Consider the following 24,683-nt stretch of genomic DNA (forward strand, 5'->3'; position numbering starts at 1 on the left):
CTTCCGATATTCCTTCTATCTGTGCAACCTGTCTGTGCAACCATGGTGACGATCACGTTGTATACCCGTCATACTTCAAGTTGCCTGTCCGTTGGCTACGCCCGTTACTCGGCTCATTGAACCTCGCCCCGCTGCAAGCATCGTTCAAACCTGCACCTTGAAGTTTATTGGGTATACCTATTACAACATCTTTTTTATACCATCCGGATAAACATTCCTCTGACCGGATTGCAAATATGTCAGATCAAACCAACGAAGCGTAATCTCGTCACCATTACTTTCTATACCGTGGATAACATCACGCTGATAAAGTGAATCATCATCAAAATGGCCTTCATAAACAAAGACTATTTCATGTCCCTGCTTGCCATTAAAAGAAAAGATATTTTCCGACACACCAAGCAGGTTCAGTTCAACAGCAACAGCATTAATCTCTTCCTTCACTTCCCGTTTCGCTGCGGCCTCCGATGTCTCACCAAAATCGACGCCGCCCCCAATCGGCATCAGAAAATGTTCATCTTTTACCGGGTCATATCCTTCAGCTAAAAGAACTTTTCCGTTATACCGAAAGAGACATACTGCTTTTGCCCTTATTTTTTTCATATTTTACTCAGCCATCTTTTTGATAGAGAAACACTTAAAAAATATATCAATTTTTCAATGAATTAAAAGTGACACTCATCATCTTTTATACTCCAACCGATTAGAATTAAAGGATAAAATACAAAGTATAATTGAACAGCCTTTGTGTTGTTTCTGAAAGAGCGAAGCTCATGGCTGGGCCGAACAACGAACGTCACGCACAAGCAACCTAAAGTAGGTGGGATATCAATAATTGTATACGTCTTTTACAGTCACATTTAATAGAGAGATAACCGTCTCTAAAAATACGAGAGATTACCTGATAGCGTTGATCGTTGTGGGTCATGTTACCATTCAGCAATATTATTTAAGCTTTTCGCTAAGTCTCCACCATCAGATAACTATCTTATGCTATCTATTCAACAGTATTAAAATCATTGGCCTTTCATAACCATCCTAAATCTAATTAGAAAGATTGTATAATCAATAGCGAAACCGTATTATTAAATACGACAAATGATTATTCCCCAGTCTGATATTTCATCCTCTATTTTTTCATCAATCATTCACATGCTCTTTGGGATTAAACTTTACTTTAAAATATGTGGTGGTTATCGCTACTATGCGCTAGAGTTAATTAACTATCTTAGTTGGCCGTTTACTTTATGGTTGTCCTTTACTGACATTTTCCCTATGGCATTAAAGTTTAATTAGAAAAAGAGTCATTCTGGAGGATGGTCGATGCACGAAAACACACGGCAAACAGATAAAGAAACAGCAGACTATTTTGAAACAGCAAAAAATATGAATGACATTACTATTCTTGGTCATATTGTCGATGAAATAATCCAATGTGGCGATGCTGTCACCAATAAAGCGATTATTTCAAAATTACTGCATCGAATTGATATCGAAACAGACGCCTTTACATTGGACAGATACCGCTCTTTATTGGAGCAGATCGTCCATAAGACACAAGATGATGTTATTTAGTCGCTTCTATACCCGTCATACGTCAAGTTGACAGATGTTAGCCTCGTTCGTTACTTGGCTCATCCATAAACATCGCCACGTTGGGCCGCTGCAAGCCGTATTCAAATCACTTATCAGCTTTCATGCAAGGCGAGCCAAAAACATTCGAGCCTTCTCTAAAAAAGCGGGGCGTTAACTGCCACCATGACTGGCACTCAAACCCACGCTCCAAGATATCACCACCGTTACACTCGCGCCAATTTCTGCCAACAACGCTGCACTGTCGGTCGATTATCTTCACGATGACACCATACTGTGATTGGAATTTCACAAGTTAACGACCTGTCATCAGGGCAATATTGTACCAGTTCACCATCGGCGAGTGGTTCCGCCACCATGGACTCAGGCAACCATGCTAACCCCAAATGTCGTAGCACCATTTCCTGTATGCTTTCGCTAAGCCCACTTTCAAACACTTTCGCCAACCGAGGCTTAAGTTTCTCTTCTGCCGGAGCAACGATACGGTGCACAAAAGTATAATCACTATAACTCAGCCAAGGGATGACAGCATTGTCTTGCATAACCTGATCAATCAAACGAGAGGAAATAACGGGAATAAAACGCTCATAACGCCAGATCGTACGCTGTAATTGCGCGGCCACATCCGAAGCTGGCCGGGCCAGCATTGAATCATAGGTAATTAAAAAATCAATCTGGCGATTAAGCAACGCATCAAAATGATTATCGACACCCTGTACCGACGAATTAACCGTAAAACACAGTTGTGGTTCATCTAACCGGAGATAACCGATCATATCCGGCAAAACATTGATGGAGAGCGAATGTAAACTTACCATCACAATCGTGTTATCAGAGGCTGGAGACAACTCCATTAATTCCCGCTGAGCTTCCGCAAGCGTTGCTAATATACGTCTGGCGTAAGGTTCAAATAATTGTCCGTGACGAGTCAACGTCACTGGCGTCGTTGTACGATCAAAAAGGGGAACGCCTAGCGTCTCCTCCAACGTTTTAATCCGTCGACTGAGCGCAGGCTGAGTAATATGTCTCTCATGCGCGGCAAGGGAAAACGTTCCAGAATGACTTAAACACAAAAAATCCCCCAGCCATTTACTATCCATTCATTCATCCTAACTATGTCATATCGGTATAGCCCTATAAGGAATTGGCAATAGCGCTATTTCACCCACCGCTTTATGTTAACCGACATAAAACATAAAAAGTGTTTCACCTGCACCAACATTCCATCGACCTCTCTCTATTTTGTGATTAAGGCAGGGTTTTTATGTTTACATTACTCACCAACGCTAGGGTTTTTGCGCCTCACGATCTCGGTATTCAGTCTGTATTGATTGGTAACGGCACGATTATTGCCATTGATAAAGAGGTTCCCGCACTTCCTTTCCCAACCCAACACTACGACTGCCAGGGAAAATGGCTTATACCTGGCCTCATCGATCAACACATTCACCTTATCGGTGGCGGCGGTGAAGCAGGGTTCGCCAGTAGAACGCCGGCCACCAGCCTCAGCCAGTTAATTCGTGCGGGCATCACAACGGCGGTGGGCGTACTGGGCACCGATGGGATCTCCCGTTCACCGAAAGATTTGTACGCCAAAGTGCAATCGCTAAATGTGGAAGGCATTCGAGCCTATATGCACACGGGCTCCTATGAAGTACCAACCCGAACCATTACGAGTAACATCCGTGATGATGTTGCCTTTATTCCTTCTGTACTGGGTGTAAAGATCGCCTTATCAGACCATCGGGGATCATTTCCAACACACCAGGAATTATTGCGTCTGGTAAGCGATATTCGCGTCGCCGCGCTGTTGGCCGGTAAAAAAGGACTGCTACACATTCATCTGGGCGGATTGCCAGAAGGACTTGATGCGCTCAACGCTCTATGCGATGCGGGGTTCCCAATACATCACCTCTCCCCCACCCACGTTGCCCGCACCGCACCTTTATTCGAACAAGCCATCGCCTTTGCCAAGCGCGGCGGCATGATTGATATCACCTCTGGCGGCAGCCGCTATGCCCCTCAGGAAGAAGCCGTGGTTCATGCACTGGAATCTGGTGTCTCAGCGGAACGTATTACCATCAGCTCAGATGGAAACGGCAGCGTGCCTCGCTTTAACGCTAGCGGAAAAGTCGAAGGGCTATCCGCCGCGCCGGTCGATGGTAATATTCGTCTGTTACCTCGCCTGATTTCAGCAGGCGTCCCCGCCACGCAAGCCATCTCCATGCTGACTGCAAACGTTGCCGATTCTCTGGGGATCGCGGGCGGACGACTGCAACCTGGTGAACGCGCAGACATCTGTGTACTGAATGAAGACTGTTCTCTGCATCAAACCTTCGCGGCCGGACGATTAATGTTCAGCGATGGCGAATGTCTGGTGCACGGCAATTTTGAGTAACAGTACTCGCTCGGCATAGAGTTATTGAGCTTTGACATAGTGATATGGCTTTGCACTTGGCGGGTTTGGCGAGAAATAAACCATGATCAGGCCAGAAATCCCGGTGATAAATAACGGAATTGGCTGTAATGGTAATAAAAACCATTAGTGTCGCCGTTTATTTATCAAAGATAACGATTATTCAACATTGAATAATTTTAGATTTATCGTGCCTGTCAGCATCAATAATGCCTTGACGTTTTTGTCCTGTCATTCGAGTGAGTTAGGCCTATCTCCCGAATGAATCGAGTAATAGGACAGGTATATCAACGAATAAAACAGTGGCCGGATAAACCGGCCCATAAAACTTTTTGTCAATGACCGTTTATTTGGCAAAACCATTCTTCAAGGGGCAATAATGTTAGAAATCATCCTTACGCTTACTGTCATTGTGATAGTAGCTTACTGTGTTCTTAAAAATTACTATCCACCCATTGTTCTTTTACTTGCAGGTTTCATCATGCTCGGTTTAGCGTCCATGATGGGTACCCTGCCTGTTGCCGCAGATAAAAGTACACATTTTCTAGGTTTCGATTTTGCAGAAGCGTTCACGGCACTGATGCGTAGCCGACTACCGGAACTCGGTCTCAATATCATGCTGATCGCAGGTTTTTCGTTTTACATGGACCGTATTGGCGCTTCAAAAGCGCTGGTAAAACTGTGCGTACGTCCGCTTTCAGCTATTCGTTCCCAATATGCGCTTCTCGCCGTTACTTATATTGTCGGTCAGTTTATGGCTCTCTTTATTAGCAGCGCCGTCGGTTTGGGGCTGCTTTTAATGGCAAGTATTTACCCACTGCTTGTCGCGCTCGGCGTGTCTCGCGCCTCAGCCGCTGCCGTCATTGGTTCAACCTGCGCCCTGGATCTTGGTCCTTCATCATCCAACTCTATGCGCGCCGCTGATCTGATGGGCATTGACGTCGTAACCTACTTTATCCATAGCCAGATGCCCGTTGCGCTTTGTGTCATGGCGACCATTGCCGTTGGTCACTTCTTTGTGCAACGCTGGTTTGATCGGCGAGAAGCCAGCAGTCTGGCAGAACAGGCAACGGATGTGGAAAAACAGGATGTATCAAAGGTATTTGCCGAGGCTGGTCCCGTCCACTATGCCCTGCTTCCGATGCTTCCACTTGTGCTGCTGATCGTCTTCTCGCCCATGGTCTATGCCGAGGTACGTCTTTCACTTCAGAGCTGTATCATCGTCTCGCTGCTGATCGCTTTTGTCGTCGATTTACTGACTCGTCATCATTTCAAAGATTGCTGTCAGGCTACATCGACCATTTTCGAAGGCATGGGCAAAGTCTTTGCATCAACGGTCAGCCTCATTTGCTGTGCCGAACTCTTTGCATTAGGTATGAATAAACTCGGTGGCGTCACAACGCTAATTTCTGCGGCATCATCGATGGAATCGGCTGGTATCTGGGTCATGCTATTTGTCATGCTCGCGATCATGGTTATCGCTACCGTAGTTACGGGTTCCGGCAATGCTGCGTTTTTCGCCTTCTCCCCGCTACTTCCTGAAGCCGCCTCCAGCGTTGGTATCAGTACGGCCATGCTTGTGGTGCCGGTTCAGCTTTCAGCCAGTATTGCCCGCACAATGTGCCCGATAGCTGGCGTCATCATCGCCGTAGCCGGTATCGCGGGGTTGACACCTTTTGAGATTGTTCGCCGCACTATGCCTGTCATGATTCTGGCCATGATTGCCAACGTACTTGCTTCCTCTGTATTCCTTTAATTTCTAGCAATGTTACTTCGATAAAAGTCATTCTACCTTCCTGGAAACAGGAGGGTGGATTGCCACATTATTTTAGCTGAGTTTCCCGAATCATTTAGGCATAAAACCATACGTAAAAGTACAGTATTGAAGAAATGAATACTCGAGAAAGAGGAAAGGTATAAACGAACGGTAATCAAGAAAGAGGTGTAATAACAATCTGCAAAGTTGGAAATAAAAATCTTTCTATCTGGACAGTTATACAGAACGTATATTCGAAAAAAACGACGAGGTATTGCAAAAAATGAATTTCACTGATTGAAGTGGCGGAGGAGTAGAGATTCGAACTCTAGAACGCTTTCGCGTCGCCGGTTTTCAAGACCGGTGCCTTCAACCACTCGGCCACTCCTCCGCAATGACGCGCACTATAAACAGAGAGTTGCACCTTGTAAAGCGCCATCACGCTCAATCGACTGAAAAATAATCGCCTCGAATTTAAATGTACGGAAAATCACCATATCAAGGAAATCATATCCAGGATATGAGACCTCCTGCACCGATACTTTCAAGATGTTGCACCATTGAGAAATATGACATCACCACATTTCGCCATGACCAAAAAGCCCGCGTCTTGCGCGGGCTCAGCGTCATTAATCAGCACTCATCGGTATCAGAACTTATAACTCACACCGCCATAAACAGTACGTCCAGACAGGAAGTAGTCGTTATCGGTAGCAACATAATCCCGCTTTTCGTTGGTCAGGTTAGTCACGCCTAGTTTCAGATCCACATTTTTAATCGGTGTGTAAGTAGCACCGATATCCACGGTGTTAAAGCCCCTGGTTCTAAATGTTTCTTTATCACGCAGATATTGATTACCCGTGTACTGGTAGGACACATAAGTAGAGAGATTATCCAGCGCCTGCCAGTTCAACTGCGTATTAACCGTGTTCTTCGGCGTTTGCTTTAAACGTTTTTTCGTCGTGCGATCTTCTGCATCCACAATAGTCCAGTTAGTGGTCCAGTTCAGATTCTCCGTCACATCAATCCAGAATGAGGTTTCAATCCCCTGGACTCGAGCTTTATTCACGTTTTCGTAGGTTCTTGTTAGCGCATTGGTTTGGATCATATCCTTGATATCATTATCAAATAATGTGACTCCCGCACCAAATCGCTCCGCCTCATAGGCGGTACCTAACTCGTAACTGATGGCTGTCTCTGGTTTCAGGTCGGGGTTCCCAAGAATAAAGCATGCTCCCTGACAGGAGGCTAAAGCATAACCTTTAACCGACTGAGAAAGTGTTGGGGCTTTATAGGCTTTGCTGACGCCGCCTTTTATCACCCAGTTATCGGTCAAGCTATATGTCGCATAGGCTCTGGGGCTAAATTCTGTACCGTAAACTTCATGCTGGTCAACGCGACCAGCGAAGGTTAATGCCAGAGCGCCAAGTTTAAATTCGTCCTGTAAGAAAAGTGCGCCCTGACTAACATCAATTCCACCATTTTGCAGGTACATACTGTGTTTTAACTCTGTCAGAAGGTACTCACCGCCGCCCGTCAGTAGGTGATCGCCCAGATAGCCGGAAATCTGTCCGTCGATGGTGTGGTTATCCTGGCTGATATCAGCCCTACCACCTTTCAGCTCAGAGTTATCCATCAGATTAACGTTTTCATAGTAGTAACGCAGTCGCGTATCGACATTTTCCCAACTGCCGTTGTGCGTCAAGCCAAGCCCTAAACGATTCAGCTTTTGTATATTCCGTCTTGCTACGTTACGCGCATTCCAATATACGTCACGATCGTCTTTGACATAGGTAACATCAAAATCCAGACTCTGTTGTTCATCGATCAGCCAGGTCAAGTTCCCTAACAGATTGGTGTTTTTACGCTCTTCTCGCGCATCTGTGTTGGGGTTTTTCGAGAGCTCAGTACGCCAGGCATCACGTTTGCCACCATCAATAATCAAACTGCCCAGCAGCGTATTCTCTATCAATGGGCCGCTGACGTAGCCGCTTAGTCGGTTGTAGTCGCCGCCGGAACCTTCGGTCGGTGCTTCAAAGTTATAGCTGAGCTCACCAATCGCCTTTTCGTTTGGCTGACGCAGGATCACGTTAATAACTCCACCCAGTGCATCGGCACCGTACAGGGAGGACATAGGACCGCGGATCACCTCAACGCGATCGATTGCGGAAACGGGGAGCGAAGAAAGATCGAAATCGTTGGCGTAGTCGCTGGTTAATGCTTCACGCGAGTTAACTCGGCGACCATTCACCAACAGCAATGTATAGTCAGCCCGCATACCACGGATCTTAATTTCGTTACGACCATAGGTGGATGACGGATTAATGTTGATTCCCGGCAGCTTTTTTACCGCGTCAGAAATATTATTCACCGACATCTTTTCCAACTCAGCACGAGTGATGACAGAGACACTGGCAGGGGCGCTTAACGTGGTGTGTTTCGTCTGTGTCGCTGTCACGACGATTTTTTCATCTGCCGCGTTTTCTGCCTGAACGAGCGCAGGCAACGCCAGTAATCCAGTCACCAGCAGAGCATGATATACCTTGCTAAATGGAAAGTGTGGAGGTGAGCAACGACTTTCTGATCCTAACTGCATATTAAAAACTCCATATAAAATAGTAGAAAAATCATCCCCGTAAATAACGCAAACATGCCTTATCTCGATCCGCTGTTATCACGCGGCGGGATTTATTGGTTTAGTGCTTTGTAATCAATTCAAATTGACGTGATGCCGTGTCGTCTGCACATACCGAAGCACGACAGAGCGATACGCTCAGGTCATATTTATGGCTAAATTTGTCCAGACAGGAGAAAGTGAGAAAACTGACCATGGCAGAGGAAAATACTTCATTACCACGAATATGGCCGATGACCTTGGTATCCATGGTCAAGACGATAATAAAATCAATAGGTAACGATATTATCGACATCAATATATTGAAGGGAAGCATGTTGGTGAGCCGCGCCAGTGGTACAACAAACAGAGAGTGCTGGCAATACGCGCTTGCATTCATGACTGGCTCACATTTAGACACAGTTAGTAAAATATTCGCGCAGTCTAACGTAGCTTAATTACCCCAGCAATAAATGATAAGCATTTTCATTATCATCTGTGACGCATGTTTTATGATTGGCATCCGCTCATTACTAACCGTTAACGATTGAGAAATATGATCAATAAAATCAATTAACGCTATGGAATAAACTGTTCTTCTATACGTACTGAAATACGGCAAAAGATTTACCGTCGACTCGAAGAGCCCGACGGATGACAAATGAAAAGGCTGGACGCAGTAATGAGATAGAGATGGCCTAAGAGAGCCATATGGTGAGGCAAGTGGAAAGATATCCATAAATATAGCGATTTATAGCGTAAAGAAGGGTAAACCGTCTTTAATAACGCTCTGTAACTATTTAATCTCTGACACTGGATAATGGCACCCTGAAGAGAGAGTCGTTGATATGGATCGTATTGTTGTTTCTTCTACACGTGAAAGTTCGCTACTCAGCACGCATAAAGTGTTGCGTAACACCTATTTTTTGTTGTCTCTGACACTGGGGTTCTCCGCTGTCACCGCAACGGCAAGCATGGTATTTAACCTGCCAGCACCTGGGCTACTCTTAATGCTCGTCGGCTTTTATGGCCTGATGTTCCTGACCCATAAATTAGCAAATAGCCCAGCCGGTATTCTGGCGACATTTGCACTAACGGGTTTTATGGGTTACACCCTTGGCCCCATTTTAAGCTCGCTGATTTCATCCGGCGCTGGCGACATTGTGATGCTGGCATTAGGTGGAACAGCTTTGGTTTTCTTCTGCTGTTCAGCATACGTTCTGACAACTCGCAAAGACATGTCTTTCCTGTCAGGGATGATGATGGCGGGCTTTGTCGTACTGGTCGTAGCGGTTATCGCTAATCTGTTCTTGCAGATCCCAGCCTTACACTTGGCTATCAGCGCCTTGTTCATTTTGTTTTCTGCTGGCGCGATCCTCTGGGAAACCAGCAATATCATCCATGGTGGTGAAACCAACTATATTCGCGCCACGGTGAGTCTGTACGTCGCAATCTACAATATCTTCGTCAGCCTGTTGAGCATTCTGGGGATTATGCGTAACGACTAATCACTCCGGGCATGATGTAACATAAGCTCCACACCGTGGAGCTTTTTTTCGCCTATCGTAAAGGTTCTTTGCCTAAAAAATTTTGCTAAACTTCAGCACAGTCGTCTGCATTAGGGGAAATATTTTGGAGTTTGAAGGCCGTATTATCGCAACTGATGCCCAGGGATACCTGATGGAAAGTCGTGATTGGAGCGAAACACTCGCGTTACAACTGGCAGAACAGGAAAACATTCAACTGACTGATGCACACTGGGAAGTCGTGCGTTTTGTTCGGGCATTTTATCTGGAATTCAATACCTCCCCCGCCATTCGTATGCTGGTAAAAGCAATGGCGCAGAAATACGGCGAAGAGAAAGGTAATAGCCGCTATCTGTATCGTCTGTTTCCTAAAGGACCAGCAAAGCAGGCAACAAAAATAGCCGGATTGCCAAAACCCGTTAAATGTATCTAATGATTCAATAGAGAACGCGAAAACCGACGTAATCAGTGGCGCTATGTGGTTCGACTAATACCTTTTCGACGTTAGCGCTACGTGGCCCCCCTTTCCTTAGCCAGTCAACCAATTGTTCAACGTCTAGCTGACCACCACAGGCAATAATTTCTACACTGCCATCATCATGATTACGGACATATCCACGCAGGCCAAGCTCAATAGCACGACGCTGTGTGCTATAACGAAAACCAACGCCTTGAACGAGGCCGTAAACATAGGCCGCAATGGCTATTTTTGCCATCTTTACCCCCTCTTTTCGCCACGGCACGTTTCATCTTTAATAGCGATATTTTATTCATCAACCCGCATCTCTTCCAGATTTACACCATACTGTAAATATCCTATGCCATGATCCACGCTTTAATAGAAATCGTCGTCATCGCCTGCCCTCCACTTGAAAAAAACGCCAGGCGCCCCATTTAGAGAGTGTTCATGTTTTCTCAGGAGGTTATATGATTATCTGCAAATTTGGCATTGGGCAACAGATTCGTCATAAACTCCTCGGCTATCCCGGTGTTGTGATTGATATCGATCCTGAGTACTCATTAGAGTCACCAACATGGGAAGAAATTGATGCGCACGATACGCTACGTAACTCACCGTGGTATCACGTGGTGATGGAAGACGATGAAGGACAGCCCATCCATACTTATTTGGCTGAGGCTCAATTAACGCAGGAAGCTGCCAATCCGAATGAGCACCCTTCGCTAGACGAATTGGCAAAAGTGATTCAACGCAGAGCCCCGCAACTTCTCCACTGAGTCTAGCACAACAGCACCGCTGCCGGATTGACCTATCTGATGATTAAGTCATCAAGGCGTTTACGATTACTTTTCTAACCCCAAACGAGGAATTTCAATTTTAGGACATCGATCCATGATCACATCTAACCCCGCATCTCTCGCCAGAATGGCGGCCTGCTCATTCACAACGCCAATTTGCAGCCACAAAACCTTTGCCCCAATAGCAATCGCCTCTTGTGCAATATCATAGGCTGCATCCGACTGGCGGAAGACATCAACCATATCAATAGGTTGTTGTATCTCATCCAGACTGGCGTAAACCTGCTGTCCCAGCAACGTCTGCCCGCCTAATTTGGGATTGACCGGTATGACGATATAACCCTGGCTAAGTAAGTACGCCATCACACCATAGCTTGGCCGTGTCGTTTTTTCACTGGCACCAACCAGCGCTATCGTTTTTACCTTCTTTAGTACTGCGGCAATGTCATGGTCTTGCATCATTATTTACCTCTTTCTGCATCACGTCTTACGGGATCGTACCTTCACCAATTAAAAATAAATTATGAGCCGATTACGAGCCACTAACTTGAGTCGTGTTATATCAAATAAGCGGTGTTTCAAATTGAAAATTTTGACACATTCCGACAATTGTTCAACAATGCCCGGATTACTTGTGAATTGGGGATTTCAATGAAAATCGGCCTTGTCATTACATGCCTTTTCATTGTGGGTATCAGCACGTCGGCAATAGCCACAACATTAAATCTGTCGCCAGAGATTGATCTGATCGTGGTAGACGGACAAAAGGTATCCAGTTCACTGCTAAAAGGTGCCGATAAACTTGAGCTCGATAACGGCCAACATCAGATTCTCTTTAAGGTTATCAAAACGACTAAAAAGTCGGCAGGCACCGCAATCAACTACCGTTCACAGGCTCTGATTGCCGTATTTGATACCCGAAATCTGGCCTCTGTCTCTTTTAAGCTGCCACCATTAGAAACGGAGCAAGATCAGAAACGTTTTGACCATCAGACTAATTATCAGTTGGTCGACGAGCGAAATCAGCTGATCCCTACCCGCTCCGACATCATGCTCCTCACAGAGGATGAATTGGAAAACGAAATAGAAAAAAAGATGTCTGTCTATAACTCCACCGGACAGCCCGCCGCGGTGCCTGATTTTGCCATTCCAGCACCATCGGTTATTCCGCTTGAAAACGGCCCATCAGCACAGATCATGCTTCCTTATCCTGATAGTGAAACGTCGTTTTCAGCTATGCAGTATTGGTTCCAACAAGCGGACCAAGAGACTCGGCAACGTTTTCTCCGGTGGATAAAAGAAAAAGATCTCCATTGATTGGTACAAATGGTGATTTTCCGCGCACCTATATCAGATTTTTGACGGCTGTTCGCATTTTTCCTTTTTTATTGCTTTGAAGTAAAACAGGGTTTTCGTAATCTGTTTGCATCACCTTGATAAGCTTTAGCATACCGATTGAAGGACACAACCATGGAGTTCACCACTCGTACCATTGCGGTACACAAGCATATTGCTTTGGTCGCACACGATCACTGTAAACAATCCCTTCTCGACTGGGTTTCTACCAATAAATCACAGCTTGCCGACCATGCGCTTTATGCAACAGGCACCACCGGTAATCTGATCCAATTGAACACCGGCCTTACGGTGAAAAGTATGCTCAGTGGTCCAATGGGCGGCGATCAGCAGGTTGGTGCACTGATCTCGGAAGGAAAAATCGATATGATGATTTTCTTTTGGGATCCGCTGAATGCCGTGCCCCACGACCCGGACGTTAAAGCTCTGCTACGCTTAGCCACCGTCTGGAATATCCCGGTTGCAACCAATCGTTCAACGGCCGATTTTCTGATTAACTCAGCATTGTTTAAGCAACCTGTACCCATCACTATCCCCGATTATCAACGCTATCTACAGGATCGTTTGAAATAATATAGCGGTACACCCGAGAAGGCCGACAAGACAACCGGCCTTTTCATGCGTTGCTTTAACTCGGTTTCCGCTGTATTGGCACACCCAGTTGATGAAGTTGCGAAACAAACACGGAGGGGTTCTTCGTATCCTGTAATAACCATACCCGACGTTTTGCTCTGGTCAACGCAACATAAAGTAACCTCCGCTCCTCAGCGTCGGGGAAATCCTCTGGCGCAGGTAACAGTACCTCCTCAAGAACAGACTCCCGCACTGGAGCAGGAAAACCGTCTTTACCATCGTGCATACCGACAATAATGACGTATTCTGCCTGCTGACCTTTACTGGCATGCACAGTCATGAAATCGATCGCTAAATTCGGCCATTTCGTCGCCGCTTTCTGCAATATTTCAGGCCGCAAATGGTGATAACGCGCCAGGATCAAAATGCGCTCATCAGGTTTTGCAAAGCCACTTAATTTATCCAGTAATGGCTCCAGTTGTTCAAAAGGCAGGATGGTGACCGCTTTTTTATCGCCTTTGGTGAGGCTATTCAGCGTTTTCTTAAGTTGATGCGGATTCTGCTGAATAAATGTATTCGCAATTTCTCCAATCCGTTCATTAAAACGGTAGGTGATATCCAATATACATTGTTCACCGACGCCAAAGTTTTGCTCAAATGCGGTGGTCAATGAAAGCTCTGCCCCGCTAAAACGATAAATGGCCTGCCAGTCATCTCCCACGGCAAACAAACTGGTTCTGCTATTTTGTCGACGCAGGGCCATTAGTAAACGCGCGCGCTGAGGAGAAATATCCTGAAACTCATCCACTAAAATATGCTTCCATGGACTGATAAATCGACCTTTATCCAACAGATTAACGGCTTGATGAATTAAGCCAGAAAAATCAACGGCATTCTCATCTTTCAACGCTTTCTTCCAGGCTTTCAAGAGAGGGGCCATCAATCGGATCCGCTGCTGAAATACCGCTCGAGTATCTTCATGAGCCTGTGCGACCATTTCGGCTTGGCTTCCGCCGTGCATCCGCATCAGTCCCAACCAACGTTCCAATCGACCAGCAAGGCGTTCAGCTAACGCCCGATCCTTCCAGAAATCACCATCCGGTAGCGACCATTCCAGTTCTTCCGTTAGCCATTGCCGCCACCCCTTAGCCTGTGCTTTTTTCTCGGAACACTGTTGCTGCCAGTGGGTAATTAATAGCTCCCGTCGTTTTTTACCGTCGATCTCCAACTCGCTAATCGTAGGAGCTTTGCGGCTGGCTTGCTGAATAATATACAGCGCCAAAGCATGGAACGTTTTGGCCTGAATATCTTCCGTATGCAAACGGGATTGGATACGATCATTCATCTCTTCAGCCGCCTTTCGACCAAATGCCAACAGCAGAATCTGATCGGGCGTTGCTTCGCCACGATGCATCAACCAGGCAGCACGGGCGACCAACACGGACGTTTTGCCACTCCCCGCACCGGCAAGCACTAATACAGAATCTTCTCCATTAATGACAGACATGCACTGAGCGTCATTGAGCGGCGTCGTTTCGACAGACTGGAAAAACGCCTGTTGTTCCACCAACGTACGAGCCATCCATTCTTTATTACATCGCATCCGTTCTTTACTGCCACGATCGAGCCATTGCTGACAGAGGCGATAGTTATCGCGACAATGATCAAATTCCTCAAGGCGAATAGCAGGAAGGGGAAGCGAGGCAAACGTATTACAAATGTCTTCTTGCAATTGTATCAGTGCCTTACGGCTGAACCAGGCATCTTGCTGCGTCAAAGTATCAATACTGTTGATCTGCTGCTGCAACACATCCGCACTCACCTGGCTCATCTCTTCACTCCAATCTTGCCAGGACTTCAATAAATAACGATAAAACGTCTGAGTTTCCTGCCACTCGGTACCGTGCAGTCGCACAACCTTGTCTGCGGGTAACTCAAACTCAAGCTCCCCCCATACCAACCCTCGTTTGCAGTGAATATTAATCAACTGATTAAAAGGGATAATGTACTCATGTTTATCGCCACTCACCTCGACGCCAGCATTTAACAATCGCACTCGGTTATACGGGTGTTGCGCCAAATGTTTGCCCAACGATGTTGATTTAAGTTCCATGATATATGCGCCATGAAATTGTGAGGGGGTTTATCATTACCGTAGTCTACCTGTTATCGGTATTTACGCTCTAGCCTTAAAAACAGGTTAGGATATCCTGATACTTGATGTGATAATTCTTTTACCATCATGGGGTTTGGTTACCCTGAGAATACAGGAGAGCTTATGCGCGCAGTATTGAATATTCTGAATTTCGTGCTGGGAGGTTTTTTCACTACACTATCCTGGCTACTGGCTACCGTAGTAAGTGTCCTATTGATCTTTACCTTGCCATTGACCCGTTCGTGCTGGGAAATTACCAAACTCTCCTTATTACCCTATGGCAATGAGGCCATCCATGTTGATGAACTACGCCCCGATGAAAAAAGCCATCTGCTGAACGCTGGCGGTTCGTTGTTAAACCTATTCTGGCTCATCTTCTTTGGCTGGTGGCTCTGTTTATCCCACATCGTTACCGGTATTGCTCAGTGCATCACCATCATTGGCATTCCTGTGGGGATCGCCAATTTTAAAATTGCGGCTATTGCATTATGGCCCGTGGGAAGACGTGTCGTGTCTGTCGAGTTGGCACAGGCGGCACGTGAAGAAAATGCCCGCCGTCACTATCGTTAAATCGGTCAGAGGATAGATCGTTGCTCACATTTGCGCCTGGCATCCGCCGTTATGTCTATAACAGCAACTGGCTATATAACATCCGTATTTTTATCGCGCTAACGGGCACAACCGTCGTTCCCTGGTGGTTAGGACAACCGACTGCGACTATTCCGCTAACGTTAGGTGTCGTCGCCGCTGCATTAACAGACTTGGACGATCGACTGACAGGACGCCTGCGTAATCTGTTTATTACACTGTCCTGCTTTTTTGTTGCTTCCGTTTCCATTGAGCTACTCTTCCCTTATCCTTGGCTATTCGGTTTAGGGCTTGCGCTGTCAACATGCAGTTTTATCTTGCTCGGTGCCCTAGGGCAACGTTATGCCACTATCGCTTTTGGCGCATTACTGATCGCCGTTTATACCATGCTGGGAATCTCACTATACGATACCTGGTATCAGCAACCCGCAATGCTTCTGGTTGGCGCATCCTGGTATAACTTGCTCACCCTTTTTGGGCATTTGATTTTCCCTATCCGCCCTCTGCAAGATCATCTGGCACAGTGCTATCAGCAACTGGCCCGTTATCTTGATGCAAAAGCAAACTTATTCGACCCGGACATTGAGGACGAAACCGACCGACCGCTCATTGACGTTGCAATGGCAAACAGTCAGGTAGTTGCCACGCTAAATCAAACGAAATCGTCATTGCTCACTCGTCTACGGGGAGATCGTGGGCAAAGAGGCACCCGGCGAACGTTACATTATTATTTCGTTGCACAGGACATTCATGAGCGGGCCAGTTCGTCTCACGTGCACTATCCACAGTTACGTGAGAAATTTCGCTACAGCGACATCTTATTTCGTTTTCAGCGCTTGCTTTCAATGCAGGCTCGCGCCTGTCAACAGCTTGCGCAATCCATTTTGCTACAACAAAAATACCAGCATAATAACCGTATCGAACGAGCCTTCGTCCATCTTGAATCCGCCATTAAGCAATCGGCCATGAAGTACTCTGCGGAAAGCCAGCATACTGATATCTCGCAAATCAAAGCGTTGCAGTATCTACTCAACAATTTACGCGCGATTGATGCGCAACTTTCGACCATTGAGTCGGAACAGGCGATTGAACGGGAAAATAATCCGGAAAACACATTGGCGGATGACAAAATCACCGGATGGAGCGATATCCGCCTGAGGATCAGTCGCCACCTCACGCCACAATCGGCGCTGTTTCGCCATGCAATCCGCATGTCTGCCTTACTCTGTAGCGGTTATGCATTCATACAGGTAACGGGTATGCAGCATGGTTATTGGATTCTGTTGACGAGTCTATTCGTCTGCCAGCCAAACTATAATGCAACACGGCGTAGACTGGCTCTGAGAATTATCGGTACATTGACAGGTATTCTATTGGGCTTACCCATATTATATTTTGTGCCTTCACTGGAAGGACAACTCACGTTAATCGTCATCAGCGGTGTGCTGTTCTTCGCCTTTCGCAATGTACAATATGCGCATGCCACCATGTTTATTACCCTGCTGGTGCTACTCTGCTTTAATCTCTTAGGCGAAGGGTTTGAAGTTGCCGTACCACGGGTCATTGACACCTTACTGGGTTGTGCCATCGCCTGGGCGGCGGTTAGTTTTATCTGGCCCGACTGGCGCTTTCGTGGACTACCCGCAGTTATCAAGAAAACCTTAAATGCGAACTGTCGCTATCTTGATGCCATCATGGTGCAATACCATCAGGGTAAAGATAACAGTCTGACCTATCGTATCGCTCGCCGAGACGCACATAATTGTGATGCCGAGTTTGCTTCCGTTGTTTCCAATATGTCATCAGAACCCCATGCGATAAGAAGTAAGATGGATAGCGCTTTTCGCTTTATGTGCCTGAATCACACACTGCTGAGCTATATCTCTACGCTGGGTGCCCATCGGGAAAAGATTACCGACCCAGAAATTTTGCATTTATTAGACGATGCCGTTTGCTATGTTGATGACGCGTTACATCATGATGAAACGGAAAATGCGAGGATAAATCAGGGGTTGAATGCTATGGTAAACCACATCCAATCCCTGTCGGCAGAACCTGACAGCAAAGAATTATTGGTTCTTCAACAGATCGGTTTGCTTATTGAATTGCTACCTGAACTTACTCAATTAAAAAACGACATGATTAAGTTATAGCGTTACCCGCTCAGTGCTTATTCCCTTTAAATGAGGATGCTGCATTACGCTCATACCATTCAAGTAGTTCATTACGCAACCCAATAGGAAGCGCTGCCTGGTGTGTTCCACATATCGCGCCAGCTAGCGCCAACAGCGTATTCACACTGAGATTAGCCCGAACAGAACGTAGTTTGAGATAACTTTTTTTAGCCCCACACTGCTGCAATTCATCGATATTCTTAATGCCCACCTTCCATAGCAGACGCTCAAGATCGTGATTCAAATTAGGTAAATCCTTTAAACGCCCTTTTCTGCTTTTAGCTGCCTTATCATATTGAGCACCAGCCAATGCCATTCTGGCGAAATGCAATAGTTGTAAATGATTTTCCCAGAGAGAATCATCAACCAGGTAATAGTCCAACTGAATAGGTATACCGCGTTTGGTATAGACAAGCGCAGGCATACTGCGATCGTGAAACTGATCTTTATCCTTTTTACTGGCCCGCAGATAAAGCTCCCCGCCCGACACTACCCCGAAGATAATTTTATTTGCTGCAATGCTGTAGCCGCCAAATTGAGAACGGGTAGTAATATCCCCTAAAGAAGCCAAATAACGCTTAGACTGCAAAATCCTTTTTTCGCACAGATGTTTCATTACCGTAATCCTTAGTATTGAAATAATCACTTCCTGTTTGATTGGAATACCAATAACAGGAATAAGTAATTAATCACAGGGTACACGCGGCTTCAAACACAAAATGAGGTTGTTAGCTGTTGCATGTGGAATATGCGAAGCGCTTTGAAAAAAATCAGGTTGATTTTCACTCGCACAGAAGATACTGTATGTTCATACAGTAACACTATGGGTGGAACTCATTATGCGTACTCAATCATTCAACGTTTACGACACACCAAAAACAGCGTATTCGAATACTCCATCTTCGACAGCGGCGTCTGTATCCAATGGCGGTATTATCAGTGAAATTGTTTATAGCGCCGAGCAACCTATTGTCACACATCTGTTACTGCCTCTTTTGCAACAGCTAGGTACTCAATCACGCTGGCTGCTCTGGTTGTCCCCTCAGCAGAAACTGAGTCGTCCATGGTTGCAACAATCAGGGCTACCGCTCAATAAAACCGTTCAATTGCACCACATTAGTCCGATGCTCACAGTAGAAGCGATGGAGAAAGCATTACTGACGGGAAATTATAGCGCCGTACTCTGCTGGTTGGAGAATGACCTGACAGACGAGGAACGGGTCAGACTGCGTCAAGCAGCACAAGCCGGTAATACATATGGTTTCATTATGCGGACAGAGCATGATTCAGGCAGCCCCTATAGACTGTTTCCGAGTCTTAAAATTCACTCAACATTGTATCATTAAGTAAATTAAGAATTTTCTCAGCACTTTACTTTGAAAAATAGAACGATGCGCTTCAGGGCAGTATTTTTAAGGCTTCTACACAGATTGGTGGTCATAATGAACCTATATTATCTGTCAAAATCATCTACTATTTGTTAGTAAGTATGAATAAATCGCGAGTTTTTTCATGATGCGAATCACATCATACTTGTAACTTTCCTATCACGTTGTAGACTTTAGCTCGCTAGAGTTGCCTTTTTATAACGCCAGTTGACTGGCACTGAGTCATAAATAAGGGCAAAGTCTCCGATTAAAGGATTTTAACCAAAGGTTAATTAGCTTACCGGTTAATAACCGATTTGGATGATAAATGAGGCGTACAAAATGAAAAAAACAGCTATCGCAATTGCAGTGGCACTGGCTGGCTTCGCTACCGTAGCACAAGCCGCACCAAAAGATGATACCTGGTATGTTGGTGGTAAACTGGGTGTATCTCAATTCCATGATACTGGTTTCTATGGAAACGGTTATAACGGTATCAACAACAACCCGATCAAAAGCAAATTAGGCGCAGGTGCATTCGGTGGCTATCAAGCTAACGAATATCTGGGTTTTGAACTGGGCTACGATTGGTTAGGTCGCCTGAAATATGCTGGCTCCTCAACTAGCAATACTGATAGCGCTAGTTTCAAAGCACAGGGCGTTCAATTAGCCGCTAAGCTGAGCTACCCGGTACTGCCTGACCTGGATGTTTATACTCGTCTGGGTGGTATGGTATGGCGTACTGACAGCCACGCCGCGCAAGGCAACACTCACCGTAACAACGATGACACCGGTGTTTCTCCGCTGGCTGCCATTGGCGTTGAGTACGCTATCGATAAAAACTGGGCAACTCGTGTTGACTACCAATGGGTTAGCAACATCGGTGACGCCGGTACAGTAGGTGCCCGTCCTGATAACCTGTTAATGAGCATTGGTCTTTCTTACCGTTTCGGTCAGGATGATGCTTATGTCGCACCGGCTCCAGCACCGACTCCAGCTCCAGCACCTGTTGTTGAAACTAAACGTTTCACATTGAAGTCTGACGTTCTGTTCAACTTCAACAAAGCAACGCTGAAAGCAGAAGGACAACAGTCTCTGGATCAGTTGTATTCTCAACTGAGCTCTTTGGATCCGAAAGACGGTTCCGTTGTTGTACTGGGCTTCACCGACCGTTTAGGTTCAGAACAGTATAATCAGGCTCTGTCTGAAAAACGTGCACAAAGCGTTGTTGATTACCTGGTTGCCAAAGGCATCCCTGCGAACAAAATCTCTGCTCGCGGTCAGGGTAAATCCAACCCAGTTACGGGTTCTACCTGTGACAGCGTGAAAGCTCGTGCTGCGTTGATCGATTGCTTGGCACCAGATCGTCGTGTAGAGATCGAAGTTAAAGGCATCAAAGACGTTGTAACTCAGCCACAAGCTTAAGTTATTGACGAAAAAAACCTCGCTTTTGCGAGGTTTTTTTATGCCTGTAAATCCACTTTATTTTTAATCGTCTTTATTCAGGATCGCTTCAAGACCTTGTTTTAGCGACGACATTTGGCTGGCATATTTTTCTTTGTGTTCCGCATCTTCAATCAACTGAACAATGGTTTCAGACAATGTGCTACCACGCCGCTGCGCCAATCCCGCCAGTCGCTGCCAGACAAGATACTCTAGATCGATCGATTTCTTACGCGTATGCTGATGCTCTGCATTGAAATGACGTTTCCGTCTCGCCCGAATCGTTTGCTTCATGCGATTGTCTAATGCAGGGTTCATACACTGCTCAATCCATTCGAGAATCTGTGCTGGCCGATTTTCTATCTTCAGCAGTTGGCCTACCGCCTCTTCTGCGGCACTTTGCTCCAGAAAACGAGTGATATCCTCACCTTCACGGTGTTTTTTCACCAGATATTTCCATTTCCACCCGCACTCAAGATTTTCTAATTGTTGATATTTCATAATAAATTCTTCAGTGACCGTGTAACGTTCCAGGTAGCATAACAGTTTTTAGCCGAGTTTAACCTTCTTCAATACAATTTCAACGCCTATTTTTCGTACAGTTCTGCATTATTAGGGAGATTCATCATTGATCGGGAGACTCTCCTTCTGTGCAGTCCGTATTATTCTTGTATAATCACGCTTTTCCTTTAGACGATTACATTTGATACTTTGACCAGTAACCGACTTGCGTGGCAGCATTTACTGCCCAATCATACCCCTTATCAAACATTATTCACTCAGGCCGCACAGCTTGCACCTGTAGAATTTTCAGCCATTCAACCGCGTCTGGCTGATAGTTTGACTCTTTTTTGCCATCCTCGCGCACCTTCACGCTTTATGTTGCTGAAAGCTCAGGAAAATAGCGAGTATATGGCTCTGATAGCTAAAACGGTAAATGCTATCACGCCTGAAATTGTCACCCCATATGGCTGTCGATATGTCGTAGAGGGTAACCGCGTTCGTGTAGAGCCAGCGACACAAAGAGATGATAACTTTGCTGCGCAATGCACTTGTCGCTATCAGGAATGGGTTGAGCCAGAACAGTTATTTGGCTGTGTCCGATATTTCCAGGACGAAATTACGCTTCACCCTGGGTTAATTCACCAGGTTAATGGCGGCACGCTGATATTGTCGGCCAGAGCACTGTTGGCTCAACCGCTAATGTGGTTGCGTCTGAAACAAGTCATCACTGATGGTGTTTATCAGTGGCAATCGCCCGATGAACGCAAGCCATTGCCCGTCAGTATTCCCCCAATGCCATTGAACCTCCGTTTGATTATTTTAGGCGATAGGGAAAGTCTAGGGGATATTCACGACATAGAACCTGAATTAGGTCGTCTATCAGTTTACGGTGAGTTTGAAACGCAGTTGCAGCTTATCGATACCGATGACATGGCGCGCTGGTGTGCTTACATCAACGCCTTATGCCTGGAAAATCAATTACCCTTATTATCTGGCGATGCCTGGCCTGAATTTATCAATTTGTCAGTCCGTAACAGTGGCGATCAAGGCTGTTTGCCATTGTGTCCTCTCTGGTTAACACATCAGCTAAAATATATTGCCCTCTATGCTCAGGATAAAGCAATTGATGCACAGACATTGATTGACGCAATAGCCACTCGACGCTGGCGCGAAGGCTATTTGCATGAACGTATGCAAGATGAAATTGAATTGGGTCAAATACTGATTGAAACTGAAGGGTATGTTGTTGGACAGGTTAATGGCCTTTCCGTCCTGGAATACCCCGGTTACCCGATTATGTTTGGTGAACCTACACGCATTAGTTGCGTGGTTCATCCCGGTGACGGCGAATTTACCGATGTTGAGCGCAAAGCCGAGCTTGGTGGCAATTTACATGCTAAAGGCATGATGATTATGCAAGCGTTCCTCATTTCTGAACTTGAACTTGATCAACCGCTTCCGTTCTCAGCATCCATGGTCTTTGAACAATCCTATGGCGAAGTTGATGGGGACAGCGCATCACTCGCCGAACTCAGCGCTTTTATCAGCGCCCTCTCATTACAACCAATCAATCAACAATTGGCCGTAACAGGTTCAGTTGATCAATTTGGTCATGTTCAGCCTATCGGCGGTGTGAATGAGAAGATTGAAGGCTTTTTTGAGGTTTGTCAGCGCCGAGGGCTAACCGGACAACAAGGGGTGATATTACCTGCTGCGAATCTACGCCATTTATGTTTACAGGAAGATGTCGTTGCCGCTGTTCGTGACGGCCAATTTCATCTCTTCGCCGTAGAAACCGCACCGGAAGCGCTATCCTTATTAACCAATGTTGCTTACTACGATGAGCAGCAACCGAGCTTACTGGGCACTATCAGAGAACGAATTAGCCAATTAAATCCACAAGAACGGCGACGTTTCCCTTGGTTTTTCCGTTAAGCGAACTGGTTTAACCAGACTGAACAGACTTGCCCAGCGTACAGCTGTACGCTAATCTGCGTGCTTCACTAAAATAAGGCTTACAGAGAACATGGTAGATAAACGCGAATCCTATACAAAAGAAGATCTTCTTGCTTCCAGCCGTGGTGAGTTGTTTGGCCCACAAGGACCACAACTACCGGCACCTAACATGTTGATGATGGATCGGGTCGTAAAAATGACCGAAGACGGTGGTCATCATGGTAAAGGGTATGTGGAAGCTGAACTGGATATCACCCCTGATCTGTGGTTCTTTGGTTGTCATTTCATTGGCGATCCCGTTATGCCAGGTTGTCTGGGGCTGGATGCGATGTGGCAACTCGTCGGCTTCTATTTAGGTTGGCTCGGCGGCGAAGGTAAAGGACGTGCGCTAGGTGTAGGCGAAGTGAAGTTCACCGGGCAAGTCTTACCAACAGCAAAGAAAGTGACCTATCGCATCCATTTCAAACGCGTGATCAACCGTCGTTTAGTGATGGGAATTGCTGATGGTGAAGTTTTGGTAGACGGTCAGTTAATCTACACTGCACATGAGCTCAAAGTAGGATTATTTAAGGATACCAGCGCGTTCTAGTCGCAATAGCGGGCAAAACAGTCGGTGTTTCGCCCGTTTCTTTCTCCGCTTAGCCTCTAACGACAAAACCTATACTTTCTGACTTGTTACTTCGTTTGCAATAGACTGACGAACATCCTGAGGGATTTTCAGCGATGTCGCCAAAGCATCCAAATAGCTTTTTTCCATAAAATGATCGATATCGATCACCGCACAACTGAGGAAATACACTTCCAGCGCCTCTTCCTCATTTTTAACACCCTTGGCTAATAATTCAGGATCCAAAGGCTGTGCAATCGCTTCTTGTACCCACTGCTGAGCTTCGCTGCCAAGTTGCAACTGTTGAATATTCTCATCAATACGCTGTTTTTCTGCATCATCAATATGACCATCACTCTTCGCAGCGAAAACCAACGCCTGGATCAAACGACGCGCACGCGTGTTATCAGAGGATGACTGAAGCCCAAACTGCGGATCGTCCTGATGGGTATCCCGAACGCGTTTCTTATACTGATTCCATAAAACAACCCCAGCCGCAGCACTACCGCCGATAATCAACGCATTCTTTCCCAACGAACCTATCATTTTTCTGGCTGATTTATTCGACAGCAACACCCCAGCAAGGCCACCTAACGCTGCGGGCTTCAACATATCCCCCAGATTGCCATGACTGCCACCTTGATGTTGATTACCTTGTCGACTACCAGGACTCAATAAATTTTGAATCTGCTGCATCCAGTTGTTCATGTTTTACCTCAGAAAATGGGAACGCTGACCTTTTATAACCCACTCATAATAATCATCCTGAAGACATTTTTTGTCAGGTTGTGTATATCA

The 24,683-nt window shown here is 45.9% G+C and carries 24 protein-coding genes and 1 tRNA gene; 14 read left to right on the top strand and 11 right to left on the bottom strand.

Annotated elements, in window-relative coordinates; genetic code table 11:
- Positions 1-180 precede the first annotated feature (180 nt).
- Positions 181-603 carry an NUDIX hydrolase gene (locus ACKPVM_RS04160; RefSeq protein WP_409307156.1) on the bottom strand — a complete coding sequence of 141 codons (423 nt, stop codon included), beginning with the start codon at positions 601-603 and terminating at the stop codon, positions 181-183.
- 720 nt (positions 604-1,323) lie between these two features.
- Here ACKPVM_RS04160 and ACKPVM_RS04165 point away from each other — a divergent pair.
- Positions 1,324-1,575: a biofilm development regulator YmgB/AriR family protein gene (locus ACKPVM_RS04165; RefSeq protein ID WP_409307157.1), complete on the top strand. Its 252-nt coding sequence runs from the start codon at positions 1,324-1,326 to the stop codon at positions 1,573-1,575.
- Positions 1,576-1,799: 224 nt separating this feature from the next.
- Here ACKPVM_RS04165 and ACKPVM_RS04170 read toward each other — a convergent pair whose 3' ends face one another.
- Positions 1,800-2,693 (bottom strand): LysR family transcriptional regulator, encoded by an 894-nt coding sequence (locus tag ACKPVM_RS04170; RefSeq protein ID WP_409307159.1) that lies wholly within the window; start codon positions 2,691-2,693, stop codon positions 1,800-1,802.
- Positions 2,694-2,857: 164 nt separating this feature from the next.
- Between ACKPVM_RS04170 and iadA the strand changes: the two genes are divergently transcribed.
- Both iadA and dcuC read left to right on the top strand, forming a co-directional pair.
- The gene (gene iadA / locus ACKPVM_RS04175) at positions 2,858-3,991 is read left to right on the top strand and encodes a beta-aspartyl-peptidase (protein WP_409307161.1); all 1,134 of its coding nucleotides are present in this window, start codon (positions 2,858-2,860) and stop codon (positions 3,989-3,991) included.
- A gap of 397 nt (positions 3,992-4,388) precedes the next feature.
- A complete protein-coding gene (gene dcuC, locus ACKPVM_RS04180; protein ID WP_409307163.1) occupies positions 4,389-5,765 on the top strand; it encodes a C4-dicarboxylate transporter DcuC in 1,377 nt (458 codons plus the stop codon).
- A 303-nt stretch (positions 5,766-6,068) separates the two neighbouring features.
- Here the strand turns inward: dcuC and ACKPVM_RS04185 are convergent.
- The 3 genes from ACKPVM_RS04185 to ACKPVM_RS04195 form a co-directional block, all read right to left on the bottom strand.
- Positions 6,069-6,156: transfer RNA gene (locus ACKPVM_RS04185), tRNA-Ser, on the bottom strand.
- A 258-nt stretch (positions 6,157-6,414) separates the two neighbouring features.
- On the bottom strand, positions 6,415-8,361 hold the full coding sequence (locus tag ACKPVM_RS04190) for a TonB-dependent receptor domain-containing protein (RefSeq protein ID WP_409307165.1): 1,947 nt from the start codon (positions 8,359-8,361) through the stop codon (positions 6,415-6,417).
- 100 nt (positions 8,362-8,461) lie between these two features.
- Complete coding sequence (locus ACKPVM_RS04195) at positions 8,462-8,779, bottom strand: hypothetical protein (protein ID WP_409307167.1); 318 nt, start codon at positions 8,777-8,779, stop codon at positions 8,462-8,464.
- A gap of 448 nt (positions 8,780-9,227) precedes the next feature.
- On the opposite strand from ACKPVM_RS04195, the gene yccA reads away from it, so the two are divergent.
- Both yccA and tusE read left to right on the top strand, forming a co-directional pair.
- A complete protein-coding gene (gene yccA, locus ACKPVM_RS04200; protein ID WP_409307169.1) occupies positions 9,228-9,887 on the top strand; it encodes an FtsH protease modulator YccA in 660 nt (219 codons plus the stop codon).
- Positions 9,888-10,008: 121 nt separating this feature from the next.
- The gene (gene tusE, locus ACKPVM_RS04205) at positions 10,009-10,338 is read left to right on the top strand and encodes a sulfurtransferase TusE (protein ID WP_409307389.1); all 330 of its coding nucleotides are present in this window, start codon (positions 10,009-10,011) and stop codon (positions 10,336-10,338) included.
- Positions 10,339-10,342: 4 nt separating this feature from the next.
- Here the strand turns inward: tusE and yccX are convergent, their stop codons facing one another.
- Positions 10,343-10,621, bottom strand: coding sequence for an acylphosphatase (gene yccX / locus ACKPVM_RS04210; protein ID WP_409307171.1), 279 nt, complete (start codon positions 10,619-10,621; stop codon positions 10,343-10,345).
- Positions 10,622-10,832: 211 nt separating this feature from the next.
- Between yccX and hspQ the strand changes: the two genes are divergently transcribed.
- Positions 10,833-11,141, top strand: coding sequence for a heat shock protein HspQ (hspQ, locus tag ACKPVM_RS04215; RefSeq protein ID WP_409307173.1), 309 nt, complete (start codon positions 10,833-10,835; stop codon positions 11,139-11,141).
- Between the two features lie 66 nt (positions 11,142-11,207).
- On the opposite strand, the gene ACKPVM_RS04220 is transcribed toward hspQ, so the two are convergent.
- Positions 11,208-11,621, bottom strand: coding sequence for a CoA-binding protein (locus tag ACKPVM_RS04220; RefSeq protein WP_409307391.1), 414 nt, complete (start codon positions 11,619-11,621; stop codon positions 11,208-11,210).
- A 192-nt stretch (positions 11,622-11,813) separates the two neighbouring features.
- Between ACKPVM_RS04220 and ACKPVM_RS04225 the strand changes: the two genes are divergently transcribed.
- Together ACKPVM_RS04225 and ACKPVM_RS04230 are read left to right on the top strand one after the other, a co-directional pair.
- Positions 11,814-12,479: a DUF2057 family protein gene (locus tag ACKPVM_RS04225; protein ID WP_409307174.1), complete on the top strand. Its 666-nt coding sequence runs from the start codon at positions 11,814-11,816 to the stop codon at positions 12,477-12,479.
- A 153-nt stretch (positions 12,480-12,632) separates the two neighbouring features.
- Complete coding sequence (locus ACKPVM_RS04230) at positions 12,633-13,091, top strand: methylglyoxal synthase (RefSeq protein ID WP_409307175.1); 459 nt, start codon at positions 12,633-12,635, stop codon at positions 13,089-13,091.
- Between the two features lie 55 nt (positions 13,092-13,146).
- Here the strand turns inward: ACKPVM_RS04230 and helD are convergent, their stop codons facing one another.
- Positions 13,147-15,204 carry a DNA helicase IV gene (helD, locus tag ACKPVM_RS04235; RefSeq protein WP_409307176.1) on the bottom strand — a complete coding sequence of 686 codons (2,058 nt, stop codon included), beginning with the start codon at positions 15,202-15,204 and terminating at the stop codon, positions 13,147-13,149.
- A 165-nt stretch (positions 15,205-15,369) separates the two neighbouring features.
- Between helD and ACKPVM_RS04240 the strand changes: the two genes are divergently transcribed.
- Entirely contained in the window at positions 15,370-15,816 is a 447-nt protein-coding gene (locus ACKPVM_RS04240; RefSeq protein WP_409307177.1) for a YccF domain-containing protein, read from the top strand.
- A 20-nt stretch (positions 15,817-15,836) separates the two neighbouring features.
- The gene (gene yccS / locus ACKPVM_RS04245) at positions 15,837-17,987 is read left to right on the top strand and encodes a YccS family putative transporter (RefSeq protein WP_409307178.1); all 2,151 of its coding nucleotides are present in this window, start codon (positions 15,837-15,839) and stop codon (positions 17,985-17,987) included.
- A 10-nt stretch (positions 17,988-17,997) separates the two neighbouring features.
- Here yccS and ACKPVM_RS04250 read toward each other — a convergent pair whose 3' ends face one another.
- Entirely contained in the window at positions 17,998-18,624 is a 627-nt protein-coding gene (locus ACKPVM_RS04250) for a TfoX/Sxy family DNA transformation protein (protein ID WP_409307180.1), read from the bottom strand.
- A 223-nt stretch (positions 18,625-18,847) separates the two neighbouring features.
- Between ACKPVM_RS04250 and sulA the strand changes: the two genes are divergently transcribed.
- Together sulA and ompA are read left to right on the top strand one after the other, a co-directional pair.
- Positions 18,848-19,354: an SOS-induced cell division inhibitor SulA gene (gene sulA, locus ACKPVM_RS04255; protein WP_409307181.1), complete on the top strand. Its 507-nt coding sequence runs from the start codon at positions 18,848-18,850 to the stop codon at positions 19,352-19,354.
- A 363-nt stretch (positions 19,355-19,717) separates the two neighbouring features.
- The gene (ompA, locus tag ACKPVM_RS04260) at positions 19,718-20,800 is read left to right on the top strand and encodes a porin OmpA (RefSeq protein ID WP_409307182.1); all 1,083 of its coding nucleotides are present in this window, start codon (positions 19,718-19,720) and stop codon (positions 20,798-20,800) included.
- Between the two features lie 63 nt (positions 20,801-20,863).
- On the opposite strand, the gene matP is transcribed toward ompA, so the two are convergent.
- Complete coding sequence (gene matP, locus ACKPVM_RS04265; protein WP_409307183.1) at positions 20,864-21,319, bottom strand: macrodomain Ter protein MatP; 456 nt, start codon at positions 21,317-21,319, stop codon at positions 20,864-20,866.
- Positions 21,320-21,529: 210 nt separating this feature from the next.
- Here matP and ACKPVM_RS04270 point away from each other — a divergent pair, with 210 nt between their 5' ends.
- Both ACKPVM_RS04270 and fabA read left to right on the top strand, forming a co-directional pair.
- On the top strand, positions 21,530-23,257 hold the full coding sequence (locus ACKPVM_RS04270) for an AAA family ATPase (protein WP_409307184.1): 1,728 nt from the start codon (positions 21,530-21,532) through the stop codon (positions 23,255-23,257).
- Between the two features lie 91 nt (positions 23,258-23,348).
- Entirely contained in the window at positions 23,349-23,867 is a 519-nt protein-coding gene (gene fabA, locus ACKPVM_RS04275) for a bifunctional 3-hydroxydecanoyl-ACP dehydratase/trans-2-decenoyl-ACP isomerase (RefSeq protein WP_409307185.1), read from the top strand.
- A gap of 69 nt (positions 23,868-23,936) precedes the next feature.
- On the opposite strand, the gene ACKPVM_RS04280 is transcribed toward fabA, so the two are convergent.
- Positions 23,937-24,593, bottom strand: a complete 657-nt coding sequence (locus tag ACKPVM_RS04280) for a tellurite resistance TerB family protein (RefSeq protein WP_409307186.1) — start codon at positions 24,591-24,593, stop codon at positions 23,937-23,939.
- Positions 24,594-24,683: the final 90 nt, after the last annotated feature.

The sequence above is a fragment of the Pectobacterium hainanensis genome (genome assembly GCF_046237015.1).
In the GTDB taxonomy this organism is placed as follows: Bacteria; Pseudomonadota; Gammaproteobacteria; order Enterobacterales; family Enterobacteriaceae; genus JBJYIN01.

What these genes read in the sequence shown, in the direction of transcription:
- ACKPVM_RS04160 (WP_409307156.1), bottom strand. Translation starts at nt 603, where the DNA reads ATGAAAAAAATAAGGGCAAAAGCAGTATGTCTCTTTCGGTATAACGGA.
- ACKPVM_RS04165 (WP_409307157.1), top strand. Translation starts at nt 1,324, where the DNA reads ATGCACGAAAACACACGGCAAACAGATAAAGAAACAGCAGACTATTTT.
- ACKPVM_RS04170 (WP_409307159.1), bottom strand. Translation starts at nt 2,693, where the DNA reads ATGGATAGTAAATGGCTGGGGGATTTTTTGTGTTTAAGTCATTCTGGA.
- iadA (WP_409307161.1), top strand. Translation starts at nt 2,858, where the DNA reads ATGTTTACATTACTCACCAACGCTAGGGTTTTTGCGCCTCACGATCTC.
- dcuC (WP_409307163.1), top strand. Translation starts at nt 4,389, where the DNA reads ATGTTAGAAATCATCCTTACGCTTACTGTCATTGTGATAGTAGCTTAC.
- ACKPVM_RS04190 (WP_409307165.1), bottom strand. Translation starts at nt 8,361, where the DNA reads ATGCAGTTAGGATCAGAAAGTCGTTGCTCACCTCCACACTTTCCATTT.
- ACKPVM_RS04195 (WP_409307167.1), bottom strand. Translation starts at nt 8,779, where the DNA reads ATGAATGCAAGCGCGTATTGCCAGCACTCTCTGTTTGTTGTACCACTG.
- yccA (WP_409307169.1), top strand. Translation starts at nt 9,228, where the DNA reads ATGGATCGTATTGTTGTTTCTTCTACACGTGAAAGTTCGCTACTCAGC.
- yccX (WP_409307171.1), bottom strand. Translation starts at nt 10,621, where the DNA reads ATGGCAAAAATAGCCATTGCGGCCTATGTTTACGGCCTCGTTCAAGGC.
- hspQ (WP_409307173.1), top strand. Translation starts at nt 10,833, where the DNA reads ATGATTATCTGCAAATTTGGCATTGGGCAACAGATTCGTCATAAACTC.
- ACKPVM_RS04220 (WP_409307391.1), bottom strand. Translation starts at nt 11,621, where the DNA reads ATGCAAGACCATGACATTGCCGCAGTACTAAAGAAGGTAAAAACGATA.
- ACKPVM_RS04225 (WP_409307174.1), top strand. Translation starts at nt 11,814, where the DNA reads ATGAAAATCGGCCTTGTCATTACATGCCTTTTCATTGTGGGTATCAGC.
- ACKPVM_RS04230 (WP_409307175.1), top strand. Translation starts at nt 12,633, where the DNA reads ATGGAGTTCACCACTCGTACCATTGCGGTACACAAGCATATTGCTTTG.
- helD (WP_409307176.1), bottom strand. Translation starts at nt 15,204, where the DNA reads ATGGAACTTAAATCAACATCGTTGGGCAAACATTTGGCGCAACACCCG.
- ACKPVM_RS04240 (WP_409307177.1), top strand. Translation starts at nt 15,370, where the DNA reads ATGCGCGCAGTATTGAATATTCTGAATTTCGTGCTGGGAGGTTTTTTC.
- ACKPVM_RS04250 (WP_409307180.1), bottom strand. Translation starts at nt 18,624, where the DNA reads ATGAAACATCTGTGCGAAAAAAGGATTTTGCAGTCTAAGCGTTATTTG.
- sulA (WP_409307181.1), top strand. Translation starts at nt 18,848, where the DNA reads ATGCGTACTCAATCATTCAACGTTTACGACACACCAAAAACAGCGTAT.
- ompA (WP_409307182.1), top strand. Translation starts at nt 19,718, where the DNA reads ATGAAAAAAACAGCTATCGCAATTGCAGTGGCACTGGCTGGCTTCGCT.
- matP (WP_409307183.1), bottom strand. Translation starts at nt 21,319, where the DNA reads ATGAAATATCAACAATTAGAAAATCTTGAGTGCGGGTGGAAATGGAAA.
- fabA (WP_409307185.1), top strand. Translation starts at nt 23,349, where the DNA reads ATGGTAGATAAACGCGAATCCTATACAAAAGAAGATCTTCTTGCTTCC.
- ACKPVM_RS04280 (WP_409307186.1), bottom strand. Translation starts at nt 24,593, where the DNA reads ATGAACAACTGGATGCAGCAGATTCAAAATTTATTGAGTCCTGGTAGT.